The following is an 18,807-nucleotide window of genomic DNA, read 5'->3' on the forward strand; positions in this document are numbered from 1 at the left end:
ACGTGAGTTGAGAGAGTTGCCCCTCACTGGAAGAGAGACCAGTGAGGGGTTTTTCTATTTCATCGCCACAAACACTGGCTTCGCTTCTGAGACTGCGACGTGGCAACCTCGGTAGACAAAACACCGACCAGAACTCTGCTCGAAACATTGCTGATGGCACGACAACCGGAAGACTTCCCTCACAAAATCATGTGCGGCCTAACGGAACAGGTGACATCACCGGCCACCACTGGTTACCCTGAAGGACACGTCAGACTGAGATGACTGTCCCCACTTCGTGCCAGAATCTGCGGAACGCAAAAATTCATGTGTGGAATCGCTGGAGCCGTTTGGAACCGTCTGGATGCGGCAATCGACCGCTCTGTCCTCTCACACATGACAACGGCAATCCAGCATCGTGGCCCAGATGATGTCGGGATGTTTTTCTCTTCTGAACTGGAAGGAAACTCATCCCCTTCCCAATGTGCCCTGGGGCATCGCCGCCTGTCGATCATTGACCTCGCCGGCGGGCATCAGCCACTTTCAAACGAAGACGGCACCGTCTGGACGATCTTCAACGGAGAGATCTACAACTACCGCGAACTGCGTGACGAGTTAATCTCCCGTGGCCACCGCTTTTCAACATCGTCTGACACTGAAGTCATCGTTCACCTTTACGAAGAGTTCGGCCAGCGCTGTGTCGAGAAAATGCGAGGCATGTTTGCCTTCGCCGTCTGGGACAATCGTCACGGAAGATTGCTTCTTGCCAGAGACCGGATGGGCCAGAAACCGCTCATCTACCGCAACACCGGAACGCAACTGCTGTTCGCGAGTGAACTCAAAGCCTTGCTTCAAGCACCAGGTGTCACTCGTCAGGTCAATCCGAAGTCGATCGACCTGTTTCTGACGTACCAATACATCCCTCACCCGCACTCGATCTTTGAAGGAATTCACAAGCTTCCCCCGGCCCATGTCGCCGTCTGGGAGGCAGGCGAAGTGACCGTATCCCGTTACTGGGAAGCTCCTTATTCCACCGTCTCGACCAAGCCGATGTCGGAAGAGGACTGGCGAAAGGAACTCCGCGAAACACTGACAGAAGCCGTGCGACTGCGGATGCGATCCGATGTTCCAATCGGAGCATTTCTCTCCGGAGGGGTCGACTCCACAATCATCGCAGGGTTGATGCAGAGTCTCTCTGACCGACCAATCCATACCTTCTCCATCGGGTTCCCCATCAAGGAATACGATGAACGCAGCTATGCGAGACAAGCGGCCGCACATCTTAAAACAGAGCACCACGAGTATCTCGTTGAGCCGAGTGCTCTGGAAATGCTACCGAAGCTCATCTGGCATTATGACGAACCGTTCGGGGACAGTTCCGCGATCCCGACGATGTACCTTTCAGACGTTACTCGTCAGGTTGTGAAGGTGTCACTTTCAGGAGACGGTGGGGACGAACTGTTCGCCGGTTACTCCCGTTATCAGGCAGTGCATCTCGCTGGTCGCGCAGACTGGTTACCAGCTCCGCTGAAAGCGATGCTCGGATGGCGCATGTGGCAGAGAATCCCGACCTCAACCAAACAGGGAGCCTGGGGGCGTCGCGGTAAGAGATTTATCGAAGCGCTGAGCCAGTCGCCTGAACGTCGCTATCTCCGGTGGATCGGAATCTTCGATCAGCAACTTCGTAACGAACTCTACACCCCGGAGTTCTCGAACCAGCTTGGCGGGTTCGATAGCGGAAACTTCATTCTGGATGCCTATCAGCAATGCCCTCAACGCGATTTTGTCACGCGGACAACGAGCGTTGATGTGCAGACATATCTACCATGCGACATCCTGACCAAAGTCGACATCGCCAGTATGGCTTACGGGCTCGAAGCCAGAAGTCCCTTCATGGATCATCGCGTCGCAGAACTCGCGGCACGCATGCCGATCGAATTGAAATTCCAGCCGGGGCAGGGCAAGAAGATTCTGATTGAAACCTTCCGAGATCTGCTTCCGACTTCAATCCAGAATCGACCGAAGATGGGATTCGGTGTGCCAATTGATCACTGGATGCGCAACGAATACCGAGACATGCTTCGAGAGTTGTTACTCTCTGAACGCAGCCTCCAGAGGGGAATTTTCAGAAAAGAAGCGGTTGAACGGCTAATCAACGAGCATCTAACCGAACGCTGGGATCATGCGTACAGGTTATGGAACCTGCTCTGCCTGGAGTTGTGGCACCGAACCTATGTCGATGCCATCCCTCCAATGACAGCTCCAACGTCGTTATGAACGACCGGATTCAACCAGTTCTTCTTCCGGGACAGTATTGAACGGTGGAAGAACCATTTCAGGTGCTCCCAGGAAGCGTCCGAACCGACCAAATCGCCCGCTATACAGCAGAATCAGGTAGGACGGAACAAGAATCGGACGCACGATAAAGGTATCGAGCAACACGCCGAACCCGAGTGCGAAGCCCATCTGAACCATCCCCAGCAGCGACCCCGCCATCAGCGTAAAGAAGGTCCCTGCCATGATCACACCGCAACTGGAGATGATTCCACCAGTCTTGGTAAGAGCATGTAGCACCCCATCGACATTGCCGTGGGTTTCCTGCTCTTCCGTCACACGAGCCATCAACAGAATGTTGTAGTCTTCCCCGATGGCAATCAAAATTGTGAACAGATAGACCGGAACCTTCCAGTCAATCCCTGTGAATCCAGCCGGGTCACGGAGATAGAAGAAGACAAATGTCGCCCCAAGAGTCACGAGGTAACTGAACACCACGCTGACAATGAGGTAAGCACAGATCTCTGGCTGCCGCAACAGCATCACAATCACGATATAGACGGCAACAGTCACCAGGATATCGATCTGAATCCGGTCGTGATCGGTGACCGTCTTCAGGTCGCGAATCGCCGCTGTTGTCCCGAGGGAATAGATCTCAGCAGAGTTACGAAGTGCCGCCTGCTTCTCAATCGGAATATCTGAATCCGGTGAGAAGAAGATCGAGTTTCGAACCGCAGTTTCCAATCGGGTCAACGTCTGAATGGCGTGACGCGAAAACGGGTCGTCATCCAGGATGACATCCAGCCGCATGACCTGACCAGCAAGCTCACCATTCAAACCAGTGTAGGTACGATGGGCAAAGGTTCTCTTAGCCCCTTGCATACGCAGTGGCAGACGCTTGAGATAAGCAAGTGCCTTGGGGTTATTCCCCAACGGTTGCGCCTGACTGCGGATATCTTCAATCCCAATGGACTTCTCCAGAGGATTATCACTTTTCAATCCATCCAGACGGATCTCTTCCTCCATCAGATTCGTCGTGATGGCATCACTGAGTTTCTCTGACGTCCTGGCATTCGACAGGTCCGTTCCATCAAACGCATCGAGCAGGACATCTTTGGGAAACTGCACGAAGATCGTATGTGGGCCAGTCACCCCCGACGGATAATGCTTCTGAACAGCTTTGGCACCGACCACACTTGGTTCATCCTGTGGCAGGTCGGTCAACAATCCGTAACTCAGATTTTCCTGACAGAGAATACCTGTGACCGCGAGCGGCATCATCAGGGCAATCGAAACCGCAAACACCGTCGCCGGCCGATGGCGAATCACTTTTGCTGTCAGATCCCAGATATTCTGAATCCGAAAACCCGTCAGCTTCCCCCAGAGGCTCGTACTTGGCAGCCATCCGGATTTCTTACCGACATCGTTTGAACGAACATCCGGCCAGAACGCCCACTTCCCGAACAGCAACAGGAAGGCAGGGGTAAATGTCAGTGCGAAGCAGAGAACAACACCGAGACCGAAGGAAATCGCAAAACCTGCCTGACGGAACTTTCCGAATTCGGAGAAGCCCATCATCCCGATCCCGACAATACTGGTTCCAGCACTGGTCGCGAGGGCCGCACCGACCTTCTCAATCGATAGCGACAGGGCGTCTTTATGCGAGAGCCCGCCGTCAAGTTCTTCTTTATATCTGGCAATCAAAAACAGGCAGTAATCGACCCCGGCCCCGTACACAACAACTGTGACATAGACATCGAGACCAGTGAACAGCCCAATCCATTCCCATCCCGCCATCAGTCGCAGAAGCGCCTTGGAGAGTTCAACCGAAATCCCCACGGTGACAAGCGGAACAAGAGCCAGCAGTGGGGCTCGGTAAATCAGGAGCAAGAGCGTAATGACCAGCAGTTTCGTGAACTGCTCGGTACGACTGGCGCTTTCCTGTTCGGCACGCAGCATGTCGCGACCTACAGTCGCAGAGCCGCTCAGTGACAGGGACAATCCCAGTGGGCGTTTTTCCTGTACTTCCGAGGAATTGACAAGGTGCTCAATACGGCCAACCACAAGCCGATTCTGACGTTCCAAAAACTCGGTATTGAGTTCGAGAACGACAAGAGTTGCCTTATTGTCACTGCTGGTCAGCAGCGGACCGATTCGCTCATCAGCCATCGTCACGATCGACTTGATGACCTGTTCATCGGCAGGCAGAACCGTGTCGAGACTTGCTTCGACTTTTTCGTTCCAGTTGTACCCTTTGGGAGTCGTTTCCTTCAGGTGCAACAACTGCGCAGTCAGATCTCCCTTAATAAACTCCTCATCTTCAGGAGTTAACCCAGAGGGGCGATCTTCACGCTGCAGAACGATGACGACATTACTACCGAGCGGATCCTGCTGAACCGAGGTTCCAACAGTGTCATTCTCATCTGCATTCTGGACGGACGCCTGAAATGCATCGCGGTAGGTATTAACCGCGCGCACACTGGGCGAATCCTTCGGGAGAAAGTCCATCTCCCCATCTTGCCAGACCGCTTCCTGGGGAGGCGCGGTTGCGATGGCAACGATTGCGAAAAGGATCCAGACCGCCATCCAGGGGATAGGGTAACGAGCAACAAATTTTCCGAGGTGTCGGTACATCACGCAGAACTAACGTTCAGAAGAATTACCGGCAGAACACAGGCAATCGATTTGAATCAAAACCATTCACACATCGAATACATGTCACAGACCATTGGCACGTTGTGATTCATTCAAATCAGATGCCTGTACCGACACCAGTTGAACGACCACCAGTTTCTCAAGGTGGCAACCGTTTCGAACCCTGCTTACGTCGATGAGGTATGCATCTAGTGGCAAGGTTACTCTCAAATGCTGTCCCTTCGTACTCACCGAATTCACAATCAGGTCTTGCAGGACATCTGCCGGCAAATACAGGACTGTGAATCTGTGACATGAAGGTTCAGACCGCACTCAGTTCGCAAAGTCGCAGGTTCGACCTGTTGTTCTTTCGATTGACTCGTGGCATTCGAGCAAATCGTAATCATACAACTGGTCTCAGGCGTCCCATGTTAATCAGTTCGCCACAAAATTTCAGAGAAAATTCATGGTCCACTCATCAATACAAGAGTATCGACCCTAACGCGGGAATTCTGTGCGGTCAATCAACATTAGGAGTTCGTTTCTTAACAGAACCTTCCAAGGATCACACAGACTACGCAAACTACGTAGACTAAACCAAACCGTTGCATTTCTGCCGCAAAAACGACTCTTTATCACGAATCGGCCGACGTTGGAAAGACTGTTCTTGGGAGCCTGCCCTAACCTCCAAACAGCAACTCTTCTGACCTCCCAGCCGGGGCATCACCCTTGTCTTTTGCCACCTTCGCAGCTTAACGTTTGCGACGTGGCTCGCCCTCCGTTCAAAACGCCAGAACACGGGGTTGCCTGAGCCACTGAATGCCACGATCGTATGACACAGATGCAACCATCTCGCTTCACGTAGCACACGATCGCTCAGAAATCAGAATCACTTGTTCACAGAGGACTCAAATGACTCAAGCACCGCAACAAATTCGGGCAATTCGCGCGGAGGGAGTCTTCGAGATCATCTGGGAGCCGGGTGTCGTTCGCCGCTATCCATTCAAATTCTTGCGATGCGCCTGCCCTTGCGCCGGTTGCGTGAATGAGTTCACCGGGGAACGAATTCTGGATGTGAACTCTGTATCCGACACCATTCAACCTGCTGGTGTCGAGTTCAGCGGGAACTACGCACTGAAGATTCAATGGAATGATGGCCACTCGACAGGGCTCTATTCCTGGGAACTCTTCGATCTGCTTTCAAACGACCCGGAAGTGCTGCAGGCCTCAAGTCAGGCATAGACCAGCGAGCACAGAGTCAGATATTTTCGCCGTGACATCAGGTCGATGAAGTCAACAAAAAAGCCGGACTCCAAATTTTGTGGAGCCCGGCTTTTTATTTTTCAGCAGATCCATCTCTGAGATGAATGAGTGCCGTTGGAATCAGTTCCAACCATGAGCATTGCGAACCTTGATCATGGTGTCGAGGATCGTATTCCAGGTCTGCTGCGTCTCCAGCATCGCATTCGGGAACATACAGCCATCCCAGCAGATGTGTTGAATTCCACGCTCCTGAGCCCCTTCGAGCCAGTATCCCGCACACTTCACGATATCCAGTTTGCCGTTTGGATCATCAGCTGGACAGTGCTTTCCAGTCTTATCGTGACTTCCGGTTCCATGCACCGTCCCATCATTCTGTGCGACGTGGAAATCGATCGTCCATGGTCGCAAGGCGTCGGTCATCTTCTTGTATGCCGGCCAGAACTCTTCGTCAGCATACCCTGACTGCAGCAGTGCGCTCTCTGGTGAGTTGTAGCCCATCAGATAGAGGTAGGTATGTGCCAGGTCTGCCTGAAATCCCACCGTCTCCGGCATTCCGGTTTCTTCCAGCAGATTGACCATGTCCTTCCATGAATGCATTCCAGCCCAGCAGATTTCGCCTTCCGCCGCGAGCCGTTCGCCATAGCTTGCCGCAACTTTACCAGCTTCACGCCAGGTCTCGGCAATCAACTTGGTGTTGCCAACGGGATCGTCGAACCATCCTGCCGCTCCCGCCGCAGAATCAATGCGAATGACTCCGTACTCGCGCACCCCGTGCTTATTCAGAATCTTGGCAATCTTGCAGGCCTTCTCAACCGCGAGCACAAATTTCTGACGCGACTCAGCCGAGCCCATTGCAGAATCGCCGACCGTTCCCGGCCAGACTGGTGCGACGAGCGAACCGATCTTGAATCCATAGCCAGCAACCTTGTCGGCCATTGCCTTCAGGGTCGCTTCATCAGCGTCAGGGTCGGTGTGGGGGTGAAACAGGAAGCAATCGATGCCGTCAAATTTCACTCCATTCACACTCGCGCCTGCGGTCAGTTCGAGCATGCGATCCAGAGAAATCGGTGGGTTCTCTGTATTTGGCTCTTTGCCAACCAAACCGGGCCACATAGCGTTATGAAGCTTGGGCGAAGCGTGTGACATCTGTGAATCCCTTTTGCAATCCAAGGTATGAATACGCCCTCGCCGACGACGAAGCGTGTCACCAAATCAACCGGCAACACCCCTCAGCATGCAATGCGATTGAGCAGACAACTTCTGCAGTACCAAACATCAACAGATCAACAGTCATTGAGCTCGCCCAGCATCGTGAATTGAACTGGTTTTGTCGACTCAACACCTGTTGATGCATGTCCGTTTCGTTCAAACTCCTTCAAATACAACAAATCGCCGAAGCGAGTGATCCGCACCAAAAAGACCGGGACTGCAGGAATTTCTCCCCACAGTCCCGGTCTTCTTAAAAGCATATCCCGAGTTGATCCCGGGGCTGCTGAATTTCTACTTGTTGAACACCATCGACTTGCTGTCACCAATCGGCGTCAGGTCGAGCGTCCGGGCGTTCTTCAGAGCAATTGTACTGAGCATCGGATCTCCGGATTGCGGCTGCAATGACAGCCCATTTCCGCTGACAGAAAAGGTCCCGGAAATTTGCTGGTTCTGACCGTCTCTGGTGAACTGCCAGCTGAAAGACTGATCGTCCTTCAGACTTAGCAAGAACGTTCCATTGCTGGCTTTCGAAGTCCAGTTTCCGTACAGGCTTTCCACTGGAACTGCTGGCCCTGATGGAGTTGCAGGTGCAGCTTGAGATTGATCCGCAGCAGTTTTCGCGTCTGAGGAGTACATCTTCACAAGTTCAGCTGCCAACTCATCGTTCGGCTGCAGCTTCAAGACGGACTTCCAGGCGATCACAGCATCGTCTGAGTAACCCGCCGTGAAGTAATGATAGCCCAGCAGGAATTGTGCGTCGGCCGCTGTCGGGTGATCCGTCACATACTGCTCCAGCGATCGCAACTGGCTGGTATAGATGCTGGAGTCCGGATACAGACTGATCATCGTCGTCCAGTTCCAGCCTGGTCCGGTCGTCAGAACAGAATGGATCGTGGCTGCTGAATCGCGGTACTGCCCGAGAGCAAACAAGCACAGGCTGCGAAACTCACTGATCGCTCGATCATGTGGATCAGAAGCCAATGCCTGATTTACGGCCTGCAGTGCGGCATCGTAGTTTCCGTTATAGAACGCTTTGCGTGCCTGATCTCCCAAGGTGGATGACTGTGGAGCCGATGCCTGAGACTGCTGGCTTCCATCTGATCCGGATGCAGTTCCACTGTTCTCCTGAATGACCGGCTGTGAGTAATTCACAATCGGCTGGTTATTCACGTAAACCGGACCATCACAATATGGATTGACGTAGGAACTGACGCCGAACATCCAAGAAGCGGTGTTCACGCCCCAGACAGTCGCCCCAACTCCCATCGCAACTGGATAATTGCCCCACATATAGTCCCAACGGCCGTTCCCCCAGGCTGGTGCATACCCGTGATACCAGCCTTGATGGTATGGCGGTGGAGGTGGTGGTCCATGTGGTCCTGGTGGCGGGTAGCCACCTGGTCGATATCCTGGTGGATAGCCACCTGGAGGCGGTCCTGCTGGATGTCCTGGTTCGCCTGGTGGGTGATCTGGGCCTCGCAGTGGGTTCTCAACTGGGCGTTGCCCTGGCTCGCCACGATTCGGTAAACGAGTTCCTTCACCGCCCGGATTCATGCCCGGAAAGGCGTCTCGACCTGCGAGAGGATCGACCGGTGCTCTTGGGGAATCAAATGGCAGCCGGCCACCTTCAACACCTGGGACTGGGCGATTCTGTCGGTCTGGATTCGACCCGAACCCCTGACCTCTCCCGAAATCTCCACCACCAAGATTGCCGCCATCACGTGAGCCGCCAGCTCCTGGGAAACCACCGCTTCCGCCGCCAAAATCTCTACTGCCGCTTCCGCCGAAGCCGCTGCCGCCACCAACGTCTCTACTGCCACTTCCCCCAAAGCCGCTGCCGCCTCCTCCGCCACCAAAGTCTCTCCCTCCACTCCCGCCGAAGCCTCCACTCTGGAAGCCGCCACCACCTTGCATGCCACCGCCGCCAAAGCCGCCAGACATGCCTCCCCCCTGGAATCCTCCAGAGCGTGATCCATCCCCGAAATTACCGCCTCCACCGCCGAAGTTACCGCCTCCACCGCCGAAGTTTCCGCCCCCGCCGCCACCGTGGAAGCCACCACCTCCACCTCCACCTCTAGCTCCGCCTCCACCGCCACCAAAACCACGAGCCATAACGGGAGACGCCAGCAGACTCACAGAGGCGAGCCCCACGAACCAGCGATGCATAAGAGATTTATTCATAACACCCACCTTCGATGTAGACGGAGATGATCGATTTCAGAAAGCGATCAGAGAACTCACAAGCCATCACGGCATTGCCCTGTCAGGCAGCCGAACTCAAGATGTGAGTCCAGAAGATTTCAATTCAAAGATGCACTCACCACGAACAAGAGATCACTTTCAGGAACGTCTGGCAGTATGAATGCTCTGTTCGCACAGAGACTTCGCCATCCCATTCCCGACGTGATCTATTGTGCTTTTTTGCTGGCTGGTGCTGGAGGTTGACGCACAACTCGATGCGTGGAAGATTGAATACCTTCACCAAGCGGTGACAGACGCTCGCGAGAAATCACGAGTCCATCGGCACCATCGTGCCCATAGGTCAATTTGGTCGCGACAGGAGCCCCGGATGCATCTGTTCCCGTCAACTCAACCGACCATGTTCCATCTTGATTTCTAGTCCAGAGCCCTTCAGCAAAGCCACCTGTTGACTCAAAGGCCCAGGATCGAAATGTCTTATGCTTGGCATCCCAGCCAATTCGTTGTGTCCCTTTCAATTCGAGACCAGCTGGCCCGCGAGCAGAGAATTCACTGATCAAAAAGTTGCCGTCTTCCGATCGCTTCCATTCCGTTGTAATGCTCGTTGCTCCATCTTCTTCGCGCCATCCCCCTTCGAGCCATGCCAGTTCCTGCAATCGCCCAGCAACTGTTGGTTCAGAGGCCCCGACTTCCTGGATATAGGCAATTAACCAGCTCTGATCAGGCTGACGAACATGCACAGCAAAATATTTCACTGAGTTCAGGGTCTGTCCCGATTTTGTGACAAACGATGTCGTACCTTCTTCCACAGCGACTCCGTCTGCAACCGGCCGGATGGACTGAATCTCAATCTTCAGTTCCCCCTCCGACTCGCGAGACAAGACACCTGTCAATGCGGCTTCAATTTCTTTACGACCATGAATGGTCAGACCAGAGGAATACACGTACTCAGCTTCTGGTGCAAAGAGAGCGGTCAGAGCTTTGGCATCGCTTTGACGAAACGCCTGCTGATACTTTTCGACCGTCTTTTCGATGGCAGCTTTCGTTGCAGCCTGGTCAATTTCTGCTGCGTAACTGCTGCTCTCAAAATGAGCCCACACCGTAACGCAGACAGCCAACACAAGAACACGATTCAGCATATTCAGGCTCCAGAAGCAACTTGATGGCCGAACACAACGTCTGTCATGTCGCCAGAAGAACATTTTGAGAACAGGTTGTCAGTCTCTGCTTCGCACCGGTGACCGATCGAACAAGAACAGACAGCCGACCGTCAAGAAAGACAAACACAGCAGAAAGCCAACACCTCAGTCGCAGTCAAAAAAAAATATACATCGTGTAATTTCACATTCCATTGCCATCATGCGATCCACATGATTCATTCAGGAACCAAAACACCGCAACCCACCCACACCAACCCCGCAGTACATTCCCTTAAATCAAACCAATCCTCACACCCACGGTAGTCAGCACCCCGAAGTCCGCCAGCATTCAGCACCGCAGGCACCTTTCAGATCAGCAAAGCAGTCCATCAGAAGATGGCAACTACCAATTCATATGGCATAGGAATCGCCGCGAAATTTCAGAGCGTGTTCTGCACCCATAGATGACAGTGGCTTTAGCGACACTCGTTGCGGCACGCAGCATCAACCCGCACCGACAACCAGCTGATCAGGCCAAGTTAACTTCGTAACCAGGTGACGGCCGCATATCCAAAGTGAACCAGATATCGGGCTCCATGCGACGCCATCAAATCGGCCACGGTCTCAGCATCACGCCACTGAATATGCACTGCGACGATGTAATGACCTTCTTTCAGTTCATCGACATGACGTTGAAAGACAAGTTCTTCAGCGTCTGAGAAGTAGAATCCATGCAGTCGTTCGAGGAGATGAATTCCTTCTTCTCCTCGATACGCGTTGATCTCATGATGACCTGAGTTGTTGAGGATCTTCACGACATCATCAAACTGCCGTTCCTTATCGATGACTCCGATCAGTTTTCCAACCGGAGAGACCACATACTGGCCGACATCGTGGACGGGTTCCAGACTCATGGTGGACTCCCTTCATACCGGGGTGGACGAGGACGTTTCACTTCGAACAGTCCACTTGGAGATTCGAATTTGAAATATCGACCACCCCAGTGAAAACACCTTCAATTGGGTCAATCAATCTCTCATCCGACAAGTTACACTAGATCCGCCGGATTACGATGAGGGGTTTTCCAGAATCCTTAAAGGCAGATCCCCTGTTAATGGACAGGGGATCTGTTAGCGATGGAATCACACTCGCGCAGTCGGAAGACTCTTCACGGCAACTCCAAGACCGATCCAGTTGATACCACGAAAAATCAGGCTGATTCCAACGAACATTCCAATCACCCAGAATGCAGCTTCTGGCCAATCCTGCAAAATCATCACGCTCAACACGACATCAATCACCCCACTGAGAAGCGGCCATCCCCAGGCACCAAACCGATAGAACAATGCGGCCACAATTTTGAAGATCCCGCCCACCATCAGGAAACAGGCGATCAACAGGGTCAGCGCCAGCAGTGCCCCAACCGGAGCTTTCAAAAACAACACTCCAACCACGATCGACAAGATCCCGGAAAGCAGATGATAAAACACACCGCTCCACTTGCGACACCAGAAGGATCCAATTGACTCAATAGCACCACTCGCAAGCAGAACGAAGCCGATCGCAACTGCTGTTGCCAGCGATGCCACCCCTACCGCACTCAACGCAACACTCCCCAACGCAATCAAGCTAATCCCCAACAACACAAACAAAAACCAACTTCCACGCAATGTGGAAAGTCCATGCTGCAGCTCATTTAACAATGGTCGCTCTTCAACAGAATTCATTACCGTGCTTTCTTAATTAAATGTACGATTTGCAGTACAAATACAGCAGGTCCAGAAGAACTTCGCTGCACTGATCAATCAATTCCTCAAGAACAGCAGATTGAACAAAAACTGACCACTTCCCCCGCACTAAGATGGCTGAGCAATTAACGCTGGATACGCGTCTCTCACCACTCTAAGTGGTACAACTTCGAAGCGAACTTAAACTCGAATCCGTTCAACAATCACATCGCATAACACTCAATTTTTCTTCGAACATTCATCGAATGTACCTCGAAGAAATGACATTCGCGCAAACTATTTGTTGCTCAGCAGCTGAATCAGAAGAAGTTGAGAAAGTAATCCTGTACTTAGCGTCTCGATCACAAGTAGACTGAAAAGTGATCGGGCCGCCATTTCTCACAATCAGAATGGCGGATGAACTGCGTCATCACGCAGCCGTATCGACTTCGCTGAAGTCGCACTCCTTGAGCAAAGTATCCCATGTCTGACACACTCAACGGCCTCCCTCGCAAAATGAAGGCCGCGATCTTCGCCGAGCCTGGGCGTATCGTTCTTGAAGAAAAGCCGGTCCCGCACGTTGGCCCCCTCGACGCACTAATCCAGATCACCATGACCACGATCTGCGGGACAGACATTCACATCCTGAAAGGTGAATACCCGACATCAAAGGGACTGACAGTTGGACACGAACCTGTCGGCGTCATCGCACGACTAGGAGCGGCAGTCACCGGCTACGAAATTGGGCAGCGTGTCATCGCCGGCGCAATCACGCCTTGCGGGCATTGCCATTTCTGCCTCGACGGAATCATGGCTCAGTGCGGCGGAAAAAGCACGGGAGGCTGGCGGCTTGGAAACTCAATCGATGGATGTCAGGCTGAATACGTACTCATCCCGGACGCGATGGTGAATCTGGCTCCCATTCCAGACAATCTGACAGATGAGGAAGTCCTCATGTGCCCGGACATCATGAGCACAGGGTTCATTGGCGTTGAAAATGCCAATATCCGCATTGGAGATTCGGTCGCCATCTTCGCGCAGGGACCGATCGGCTTATGCGCCACCCTCGGAGCAAGGCTGGCTGGAGCGACTCAAATTTTCGCCGTCGATGCAATCAAAGGGCGACTCACTGTCTCAAAAGAACTCGGCGCCGACGTTACGATCAACTTCAACGAAGCAGACCCCGTTCAAACAATCCGTGAAGCCACCAACGGACGCGGGGTCGATGTTGCCATCGAAGCTCTCGGAACACAGTCAACATTTGAAAGCTGCATGCGTGTCCTTCGCCCCGGTGGAACACTCTCCTCGTTAGGAGTCTACTCAGGCAAACTCACGCTCCCCATCGACTCCTTCGCAGCAGGGCTAGGAGACATCAAAATTGTCACATCGCTCTGTCCCGGTGGAAAAGAACGCATGCGCCGCCTGATGAATGTCGTTTCATCTGGCCGAGCCGACCTGCGATCACTCGTCACCCACCATTACACACTCGACCAGATCGAGGATGCGTACGACCTCTTTGCGAATCAACGCGATGGTGTCCTGAAAATCGCGATCACTCCCACCTAGCCGCTCCCCTCTCAGGCGATTTCCGGTCTTCCTAGATCGACGCTTTTCTTCGACCTTCACGAACCTCGTTTTCACTCCAGACTACCACTTAGTCGTTGACCTAAGTATTAGAGTCGAGTAATTTCAACAGACAGGCTGACGAGGTCACGGCGGGCAGGCGCAACTCGATTACGCCCGTTTTCTCAAGGGATTGAACTCGATGTCTGTTATTTTAGAGCCAATCGATCAGGTTTTCCGAGCACTTTCAGATCCCACTCGCCGACGTGTGCTTGAGCGATTAAGTACCAGTCCAGCGTCGGTGAGCGAGCTCGCGGAACCGTATGACATGGCGCTGCCGTCGTTTGTTCAGCACATGAAGGTGCTGGAAGACTGCGGCTTGGTCAGTTCATCAAAAACGGGGCGCATCCGCACCTATCGAATTGCTCCAACGCAGCTGAAACTCGCAGAAGACTGGCTCGGCCAACAACGGGCAATGTGGGAAAAACGCCTTGATCGCCTCGAAGAATTTCTTCTCAAACTCAAGGAGCAGCGAGAATGACGCCAATTCGAATTGAAGTCGACCCCGAGCTCGATCTGGTTCTGGAACGGGTCATTGACGTGCCTCCAGAACTGGTCTGGGAAGCATGGACAAAACCGGAACACCTGATGCAATGGTTCTGCCCCAAACCATGGTCCGTCGTTGACTGCGAGATCGACTTACGGCCGGGCGGAATCTTCCGGACTGTCATGAAATCTCCAGAGGGTCACGAAATCCCGAACGTCGGATGCTACCTCGAAGTCATTCCTCTGAAACGACTGATCATGACCGACGCTTTGCTTCCCGGGTTTCGTCCGGCTGAAAAGGCATTTTTCACCGGAGTTGTTTCAATCGAGCCCAACGGAACAGGCACCAAATACACGGCGATGGCGATTCACCGTGACGTAGAAGGACGTAAAGAACACGAGGCCATAGGGTTCCACGAAGGTTGGGGAATCGCACTCGATCAATTGGTCGCGTACGTAAAAGAAAATCTGATGGCGAAATAGCCGGAAACTTCACCTGTTCGCGTTTCCCTGAAGATCCACTGGAACCACAATCCCGGCGGATCTTTTTTCACATCGTATTACGGCAACGTCATTTACAACACAATTACCCAAACTCGGCAGCCAATGGAGGCTCCCTGAGTTCAGAATCAGACAGCGATCCCGGCGGAAAAATCGTCCCGTCGTGCGTCGAACTGATGCGTCGGGCTTATCCGGCCCCTTCTCGCGTTGCGTGGTCACAGCGTGCGGTTACAATGCTCGATTCTCCAAATTTATATCCGGTCTGAACAAAATTGACCGGCCGCGTAAGACAAATGATGCGTGAGCCATGCGGAACATCCACAGGCCCAACGACTCAATTGCGACCACGGTTGGGATGTGACCGCGAGGAACGTCATGACGTCAAGTCTCAATACAAACTCCACCCCCGTTGAAAAGGACACAATCCTTGTCCTCGATTTCGGGTCACAAACGGCTCAGTTGATCGCTCGACGCGTACGCGACCAGCAGGTTTTCTGCCAACTCGTCCGTCACGATTTAAGTGCAGAGCGAATCAAGGAAATCGCGCCGAAGGGATTGATCCTCTCTGGTGGACCTGCAAGCTGCTACGAACTTGGCTCCCCACAACTCGACCCGGGGATCTTCGAACTCGGTATTCCGATTCTGGGGATCTGCTACGGAATGCAGATCAGTTGCCGGACCTTGGGTTGCGAAGTGAAACCTGGGAAGTCCCGCGAGTTCGGGCACACCGATATGGAGTGCAACACCGACAACTTGCTCTTCAAAGGATTACCCAAGACGTTCACCACCTGGATGAGCCACGGTGATCGTGTTGAGAATCTTGATTCGCAGTTCGTCGTGCTGGCAAAAACCGCAGAATGTCCGAATGCGGCAATCAAGCACCGCGAGAAGCCAATCTACGGGTTGCAGTTCCATCCTGAAGTGTCGCATACACAACATGGCGAACACCTGATCGGAAACTTCATTCGCAACATCTGCGGGTGCAGTGGAACATGGAAGATCTCGTCGTTCATCGAACAACAATGCGAAGAAATCCGCGAACGAGTTGGCAAACAACGCGTGATTTGCGGACTCTCCGGCGGAGTGGATTCGTCGGTCGTGGCCGCCCTGCTCTACAAGGCGATCGGTTCACAACTGACCTGTATTTTCGTAGACAACGGGTTGCTGCGAAAAGGGGAACGGGCGCAGGTTGAATATGAATTCAGCGAGCACTTCAAAACCGACTTGCATGTCGTTGACTCTGGCGACCGCTTCCTGAGCGCGTTGCACGGTGTGACCGATCCACAAGTCAAGCGCAAGACCATTGGCAAGCTCTTCATCGATGTCTTCAAAGATGAAGCACTGGCGATTGAAGATGCTCAGTTCCTCGCACAAGGGACGTTGTATCCAGACGTGATCGAATCGGGAGCAAACCCGGACGGTCCAGCTGCGACAATCAAATATCACCACAACGTCGGTGGATTGCCTGATCAACTCGGATTCGAGTTGATCGAGCCGCTGCGAATGCTGTTCAAAGACGAAGTCCGCCGAATGGGGCTGGAACTCGGATTGCCTGACTCACTGATCTGGCGTCATCCATTCCCCGGCCCAGGTCTGGCGGTTCGCTGCCTTGGCAACATCACTCGCGAAAGACTGGAAACACTCCGGGAAGCGGACGCGATCTTCCTTGAAGAACTGGTCAAGTCCGGAACCTACCGGAAGGTTCAACAGGCATTCGCTGTGCTGTTGCCTCTTCAGACGGTCGGTGTCATGGGCGACGCCCGAACCTACGAAGAAGTCATTGCTATTCGGTCGGTCGACACAGACAACTTCATGACCGCAGACTGGTCGAAGTTGCCATACGACCTGCTTCAGCGAGTCTCGACTCGAATCATCAATAGCGTGCGAGGCGTGAATCGCGTTGTCTACGACATCAGCAGCAAGCCACCGAGCACCATTGAATGGGAATAGTGAAAAGACCCTGATTGAAGAGTCGATCGATGTTCATTCAGGATCGTTTTGCATGACAACCCAAGAGGCCTGGCGACAAGTCGCCAGGCCTCTTTTCGTTTTGCCAGCGTGCGAATTCAGTTCGCGAGAATCAAGGCAACTCGATATGCTGATCCGTGAGCAAAACGCTCACCCTGATTCAAAAGCAGTCTCGGCCTCGTTCCTTCAGTCGAATGAGGTCTGCTCATCAGGCCGAGCCTGCCTGACAGCAAGATCACGTCCACCAGCTTGCGAAGTCGAACACCATGGCCAAATCCACTCCGGTACTGGAACTGAGACACATCGGCAAACGATTCCCCGGAGTTGTGGCACTCAGTGATATCTCTTTCGACGTTCGTGCAGGTGCATTTCACGCCATCTGCGGAGAGAACGGAGCAGGGAAAAGCACATTGATGAAGATTCTCTCCGGCGTACTCACCGAGTATGAAGGAGACTTCCTGATTCGTGGCAAACGTGCTGAATTCCAGTCGACTCGTGATGCAGAACACGCAGGCATTGCCATCATCCATCAGGAGCTGAATCTGGTGGAGCAGATGACCGTCGCCGCAAACCTCTTTCTTGGAAGAGAAAAGCGACGCGGGCTCTTTCTCGATGAAAAGGCCATGTGCAGTGAAGCCGCTGCTCTCCTGAAGCAGCTGGAGTGCCCCATTCATCCACTGGAGCGAGTCGCCAACCTGCGGGTCGGGGATCAGCAACTGGTGGAAATTGCCAAAGCCCTCTCTCTCAACGCCGACATCCTGATCATGGATGAGCCGACGAGCGCCCTGACCGAAAACGAAGTCGAACGCCTTTTTCGTGTGATCGAACGTCTGCAAAGGCGAGGCGTGACGATTCTCTATATCTCACACAAGATGGACGAGGTCTTCCAGAATTCCGATCGCATCACTGTCTTGCGAGATGGAAAACACGTCACAACATTAAAGAGCGAGGACACCAGCCCACGCGATATTACTCATCTAATGGTGGGACGCGAGATCGAAAACATTCGACTGGCGGAAGACCGCACTCCCGGCTCCCCCATTCTCGAAGTTCGCAACTTGTCATTGCCGCGCGCTGGCCACTCAAATCGATGGAAACTGAAGGACATTTCCTTTCAGTTAGCGAGAGGAGAAATCCTTGGCATCGCGGGATTGATGGGAGCCGGACGCACTGAATTGCTGGAATGCCTGTTTGGTGCCAATGAGGAACCGATCCAAGGAGAAATCCGTCTGGATGGATCGATCATGCAGTTCTCACATCCCGCTGACGCCAAGGCTGCCGGGATTGCGATGGTCACAGAAGACCGAAAGCGTCTCGGGCTGTTCTCGCAAATGAATGTTCGAGAGAACATCTCGATCTGCACGCTTCCGAAATCTCTATCCGGCGGAATGATCAGCAAGGCGAAAGAACGAACCAGCGTCCAGCAATCGATCGAACGCCTCGGAGTTAAAACGGCAGGCTCGGAAGCAGCGATCACCGGTTTATCAGGTGGGAATCAGCAAAAGTGCATTATCGCCCGCTGGTTGAAATCCAATCCCAAGGTACTGCTGCTGGATGACCCGACTCGTGGGATTGATGTCGGTGCCAAGGCTGAGCTGTATCAAATGATCGATCAACTCTGCCGGGAAGGAATGTCGCTGATTGTGACCTCCAGCGAACTCCCGGAACTGATCACGCTTTCAGATCGGATTCTTGTTCTCAGCGAAGGCCGAAAGGCAGGGGAACTGTCGAGGGCGGAGTTCAGCGAGCAACGCATCATGGAACTCGCCACAACGACCACGAAAGCCGAATCCGCGTCTGCGTGA

The 18,807-nt window shown here is 53.2% G+C and carries 13 protein-coding genes; 7 read left to right on the forward strand and 6 right to left on the reverse strand.

Annotation, left to right across the window (positions count from 1 at the left end; genetic code table 11):
* The first annotated feature begins 306 nt into the window (after window positions 1-306).
* Window positions 307-2,256: an asparagine synthase (glutamine-hydrolyzing) gene (asnB, locus tag SH527x_RS12265; protein WP_437190971.1), complete on the forward strand. Its 1,950-nt coding sequence runs from the start codon at window positions 307-309 to the stop codon at window positions 2,254-2,256.
* Here the strand turns inward: asnB and SH527x_RS12270 are convergent.
* Complete coding sequence (locus SH527x_RS12270) at window positions 2,251-4,887, reverse strand: MMPL family transporter (protein WP_437194621.1); 2,637 nt, start codon at window positions 4,885-4,887, stop codon at window positions 2,251-2,253. The two genes, asnB and SH527x_RS12270, sit on opposite strands and share 6 nt — an antisense overlap.
* 912 nt (window positions 4,888-5,799) lie before the next feature.
* Here SH527x_RS12270 and SH527x_RS12275 point away from each other — a divergent pair.
* Window positions 5,800-6,129, forward strand: coding sequence for a DUF971 domain-containing protein (locus SH527x_RS12275; protein WP_437190972.1), 330 nt, complete (start codon window positions 5,800-5,802; stop codon window positions 6,127-6,129).
* Window positions 6,130-6,270: 141 nt separating this feature from the next.
* On the opposite strand, the gene SH527x_RS12280 is transcribed toward SH527x_RS12275, so the two are convergent.
* The 5 genes from SH527x_RS12280 to SH527x_RS12300 form a co-directional block, all read right to left on the reverse strand.
* On the reverse strand, window positions 6,271-7,296 hold the full coding sequence (locus tag SH527x_RS12280) for a sugar phosphate isomerase/epimerase family protein (protein WP_437190973.1): 1,026 nt from the start codon (window positions 7,294-7,296) through the stop codon (window positions 6,271-6,273).
* Window positions 7,297-7,650: 354 nt separating this feature from the next.
* Entirely contained in the window at window positions 7,651-9,540 is a 1,890-nt protein-coding gene (locus SH527x_RS12285; RefSeq protein ID WP_437190974.1) for a tetratricopeptide repeat protein, read from the reverse strand.
* Between the two features lie 227 nt (window positions 9,541-9,767).
* On the reverse strand, window positions 9,768-10,697 hold the full coding sequence (locus SH527x_RS12290; RefSeq protein ID WP_437190975.1) for a YybH family protein: 930 nt from the start codon (window positions 10,695-10,697) through the stop codon (window positions 9,768-9,770).
* Between the two features lie 539 nt (window positions 10,698-11,236).
* Window positions 11,237-11,611: a hypothetical protein gene (locus SH527x_RS12295; protein ID WP_437190976.1), complete on the reverse strand. Its 375-nt coding sequence runs from the start codon at window positions 11,609-11,611 to the stop codon at window positions 11,237-11,239.
* A 228-nt stretch (window positions 11,612-11,839) separates the two neighbouring features.
* Window positions 11,840-12,424, reverse strand: coding sequence for an HdeD family acid-resistance protein (locus SH527x_RS12300; protein ID WP_437190977.1), 585 nt, complete (start codon window positions 12,422-12,424; stop codon window positions 11,840-11,842).
* A 516-nt stretch (window positions 12,425-12,940) separates the two neighbouring features.
* On the opposite strand from SH527x_RS12300, the gene SH527x_RS12305 reads away from it, so the two are divergent.
* The 5 genes from SH527x_RS12305 (at window position 12,941) to SH527x_RS12325 (ending at window position 18,807) form a co-directional block, all read left to right on the forward strand.
* On the forward strand, window positions 12,941-13,990 hold the full coding sequence (locus SH527x_RS12305) for a zinc-binding dehydrogenase (RefSeq protein ID WP_437194622.1): 1,050 nt from the start codon (window positions 12,941-12,943) through the stop codon (window positions 13,988-13,990).
* Between the two features lie 199 nt (window positions 13,991-14,189).
* A complete protein-coding gene (locus SH527x_RS12310; protein WP_437190978.1) occupies window positions 14,190-14,528 on the forward strand; it encodes an ArsR/SmtB family transcription factor in 339 nt (112 codons plus the stop codon).
* On the forward strand, window positions 14,525-15,016 hold the full coding sequence (locus tag SH527x_RS12315; protein WP_437190979.1) for an SRPBCC family protein: 492 nt from the start codon (window positions 14,525-14,527) through the stop codon (window positions 15,014-15,016). The genes SH527x_RS12310 and SH527x_RS12315 overlap by 4 nt, the downstream gene beginning before the upstream one ends.
* A gap of 393 nt (window positions 15,017-15,409) precedes the next feature.
* Window positions 15,410-16,984 carry a glutamine-hydrolyzing GMP synthase gene (guaA, locus tag SH527x_RS12320; RefSeq protein ID WP_437190980.1) on the forward strand — a complete coding sequence of 525 codons (1,575 nt, stop codon included), beginning with the start codon at window positions 15,410-15,412 and terminating at the stop codon, window positions 16,982-16,984.
* Between the two features lie 284 nt (window positions 16,985-17,268).
* Window positions 17,269-18,807 carry a sugar ABC transporter ATP-binding protein gene (locus SH527x_RS12325; RefSeq protein WP_437190981.1) on the forward strand — a complete coding sequence of 513 codons (1,539 nt, stop codon included), beginning with the start codon at window positions 17,269-17,271 and terminating at the stop codon, window positions 18,805-18,807.

Origin of the sequence: Planctomicrobium limosum, assembly GCF_051465645.1 — a bacterium.
In the GTDB taxonomy this organism is placed as follows: domain Bacteria; phylum Planctomycetota; class Planctomycetia; order Planctomycetales; family Planctomycetaceae; genus Planctomicrobium.

What these genes read in the sequence shown, in the direction of transcription:
- asnB (WP_437190971.1), top strand. Translation starts at nt 307, where the DNA reads ATGTGTGGAATCGCTGGAGCCGTTTGGAACCGTCTGGATGCGGCAATC.
- SH527x_RS12270 (WP_437194621.1), bottom strand. Translation starts at nt 4,887, where the DNA reads ATGTACCGACACCTCGGAAAATTTGTTGCTCGTTACCCTATCCCCTGG.
- SH527x_RS12275 (WP_437190972.1), top strand. Translation starts at nt 5,800, where the DNA reads ATGACTCAAGCACCGCAACAAATTCGGGCAATTCGCGCGGAGGGAGTC.
- SH527x_RS12280 (WP_437190973.1), bottom strand. Translation starts at nt 7,296, where the DNA reads ATGTCACACGCTTCGCCCAAGCTTCATAACGCTATGTGGCCCGGTTTG.
- SH527x_RS12285 (WP_437190974.1), bottom strand. Translation starts at nt 9,540, where the DNA reads ATGAATAAATCTCTTATGCATCGCTGGTTCGTGGGGCTCGCCTCTGTG.
- SH527x_RS12290 (WP_437190975.1), bottom strand. Translation starts at nt 10,697, where the DNA reads ATGCTGAATCGTGTTCTTGTGTTGGCTGTCTGCGTTACGGTGTGGGCT.
- SH527x_RS12295 (WP_437190976.1), bottom strand. Translation starts at nt 11,611, where the DNA reads ATGAGTCTGGAACCCGTCCACGATGTCGGCCAGTATGTGGTCTCTCCG.
- SH527x_RS12300 (WP_437190977.1), bottom strand. Translation starts at nt 12,424, where the DNA reads ATGAATTCTGTTGAAGAGCGACCATTGTTAAATGAGCTGCAGCATGGA.
- SH527x_RS12305 (WP_437194622.1), top strand. Translation starts at nt 12,941, where the DNA reads ATGAAGGCCGCGATCTTCGCCGAGCCTGGGCGTATCGTTCTTGAAGAA.
- SH527x_RS12310 (WP_437190978.1), top strand. Translation starts at nt 14,190, where the DNA reads ATGTCTGTTATTTTAGAGCCAATCGATCAGGTTTTCCGAGCACTTTCA.
- SH527x_RS12315 (WP_437190979.1), top strand. Translation starts at nt 14,525, where the DNA reads ATGACGCCAATTCGAATTGAAGTCGACCCCGAGCTCGATCTGGTTCTG.
- guaA (WP_437190980.1), top strand. Translation starts at nt 15,410, where the DNA reads ATGACGTCAAGTCTCAATACAAACTCCACCCCCGTTGAAAAGGACACA.
- SH527x_RS12325 (WP_437190981.1), top strand. Translation starts at nt 17,269, where the DNA reads ATGGCCAAATCCACTCCGGTACTGGAACTGAGACACATCGGCAAACGA.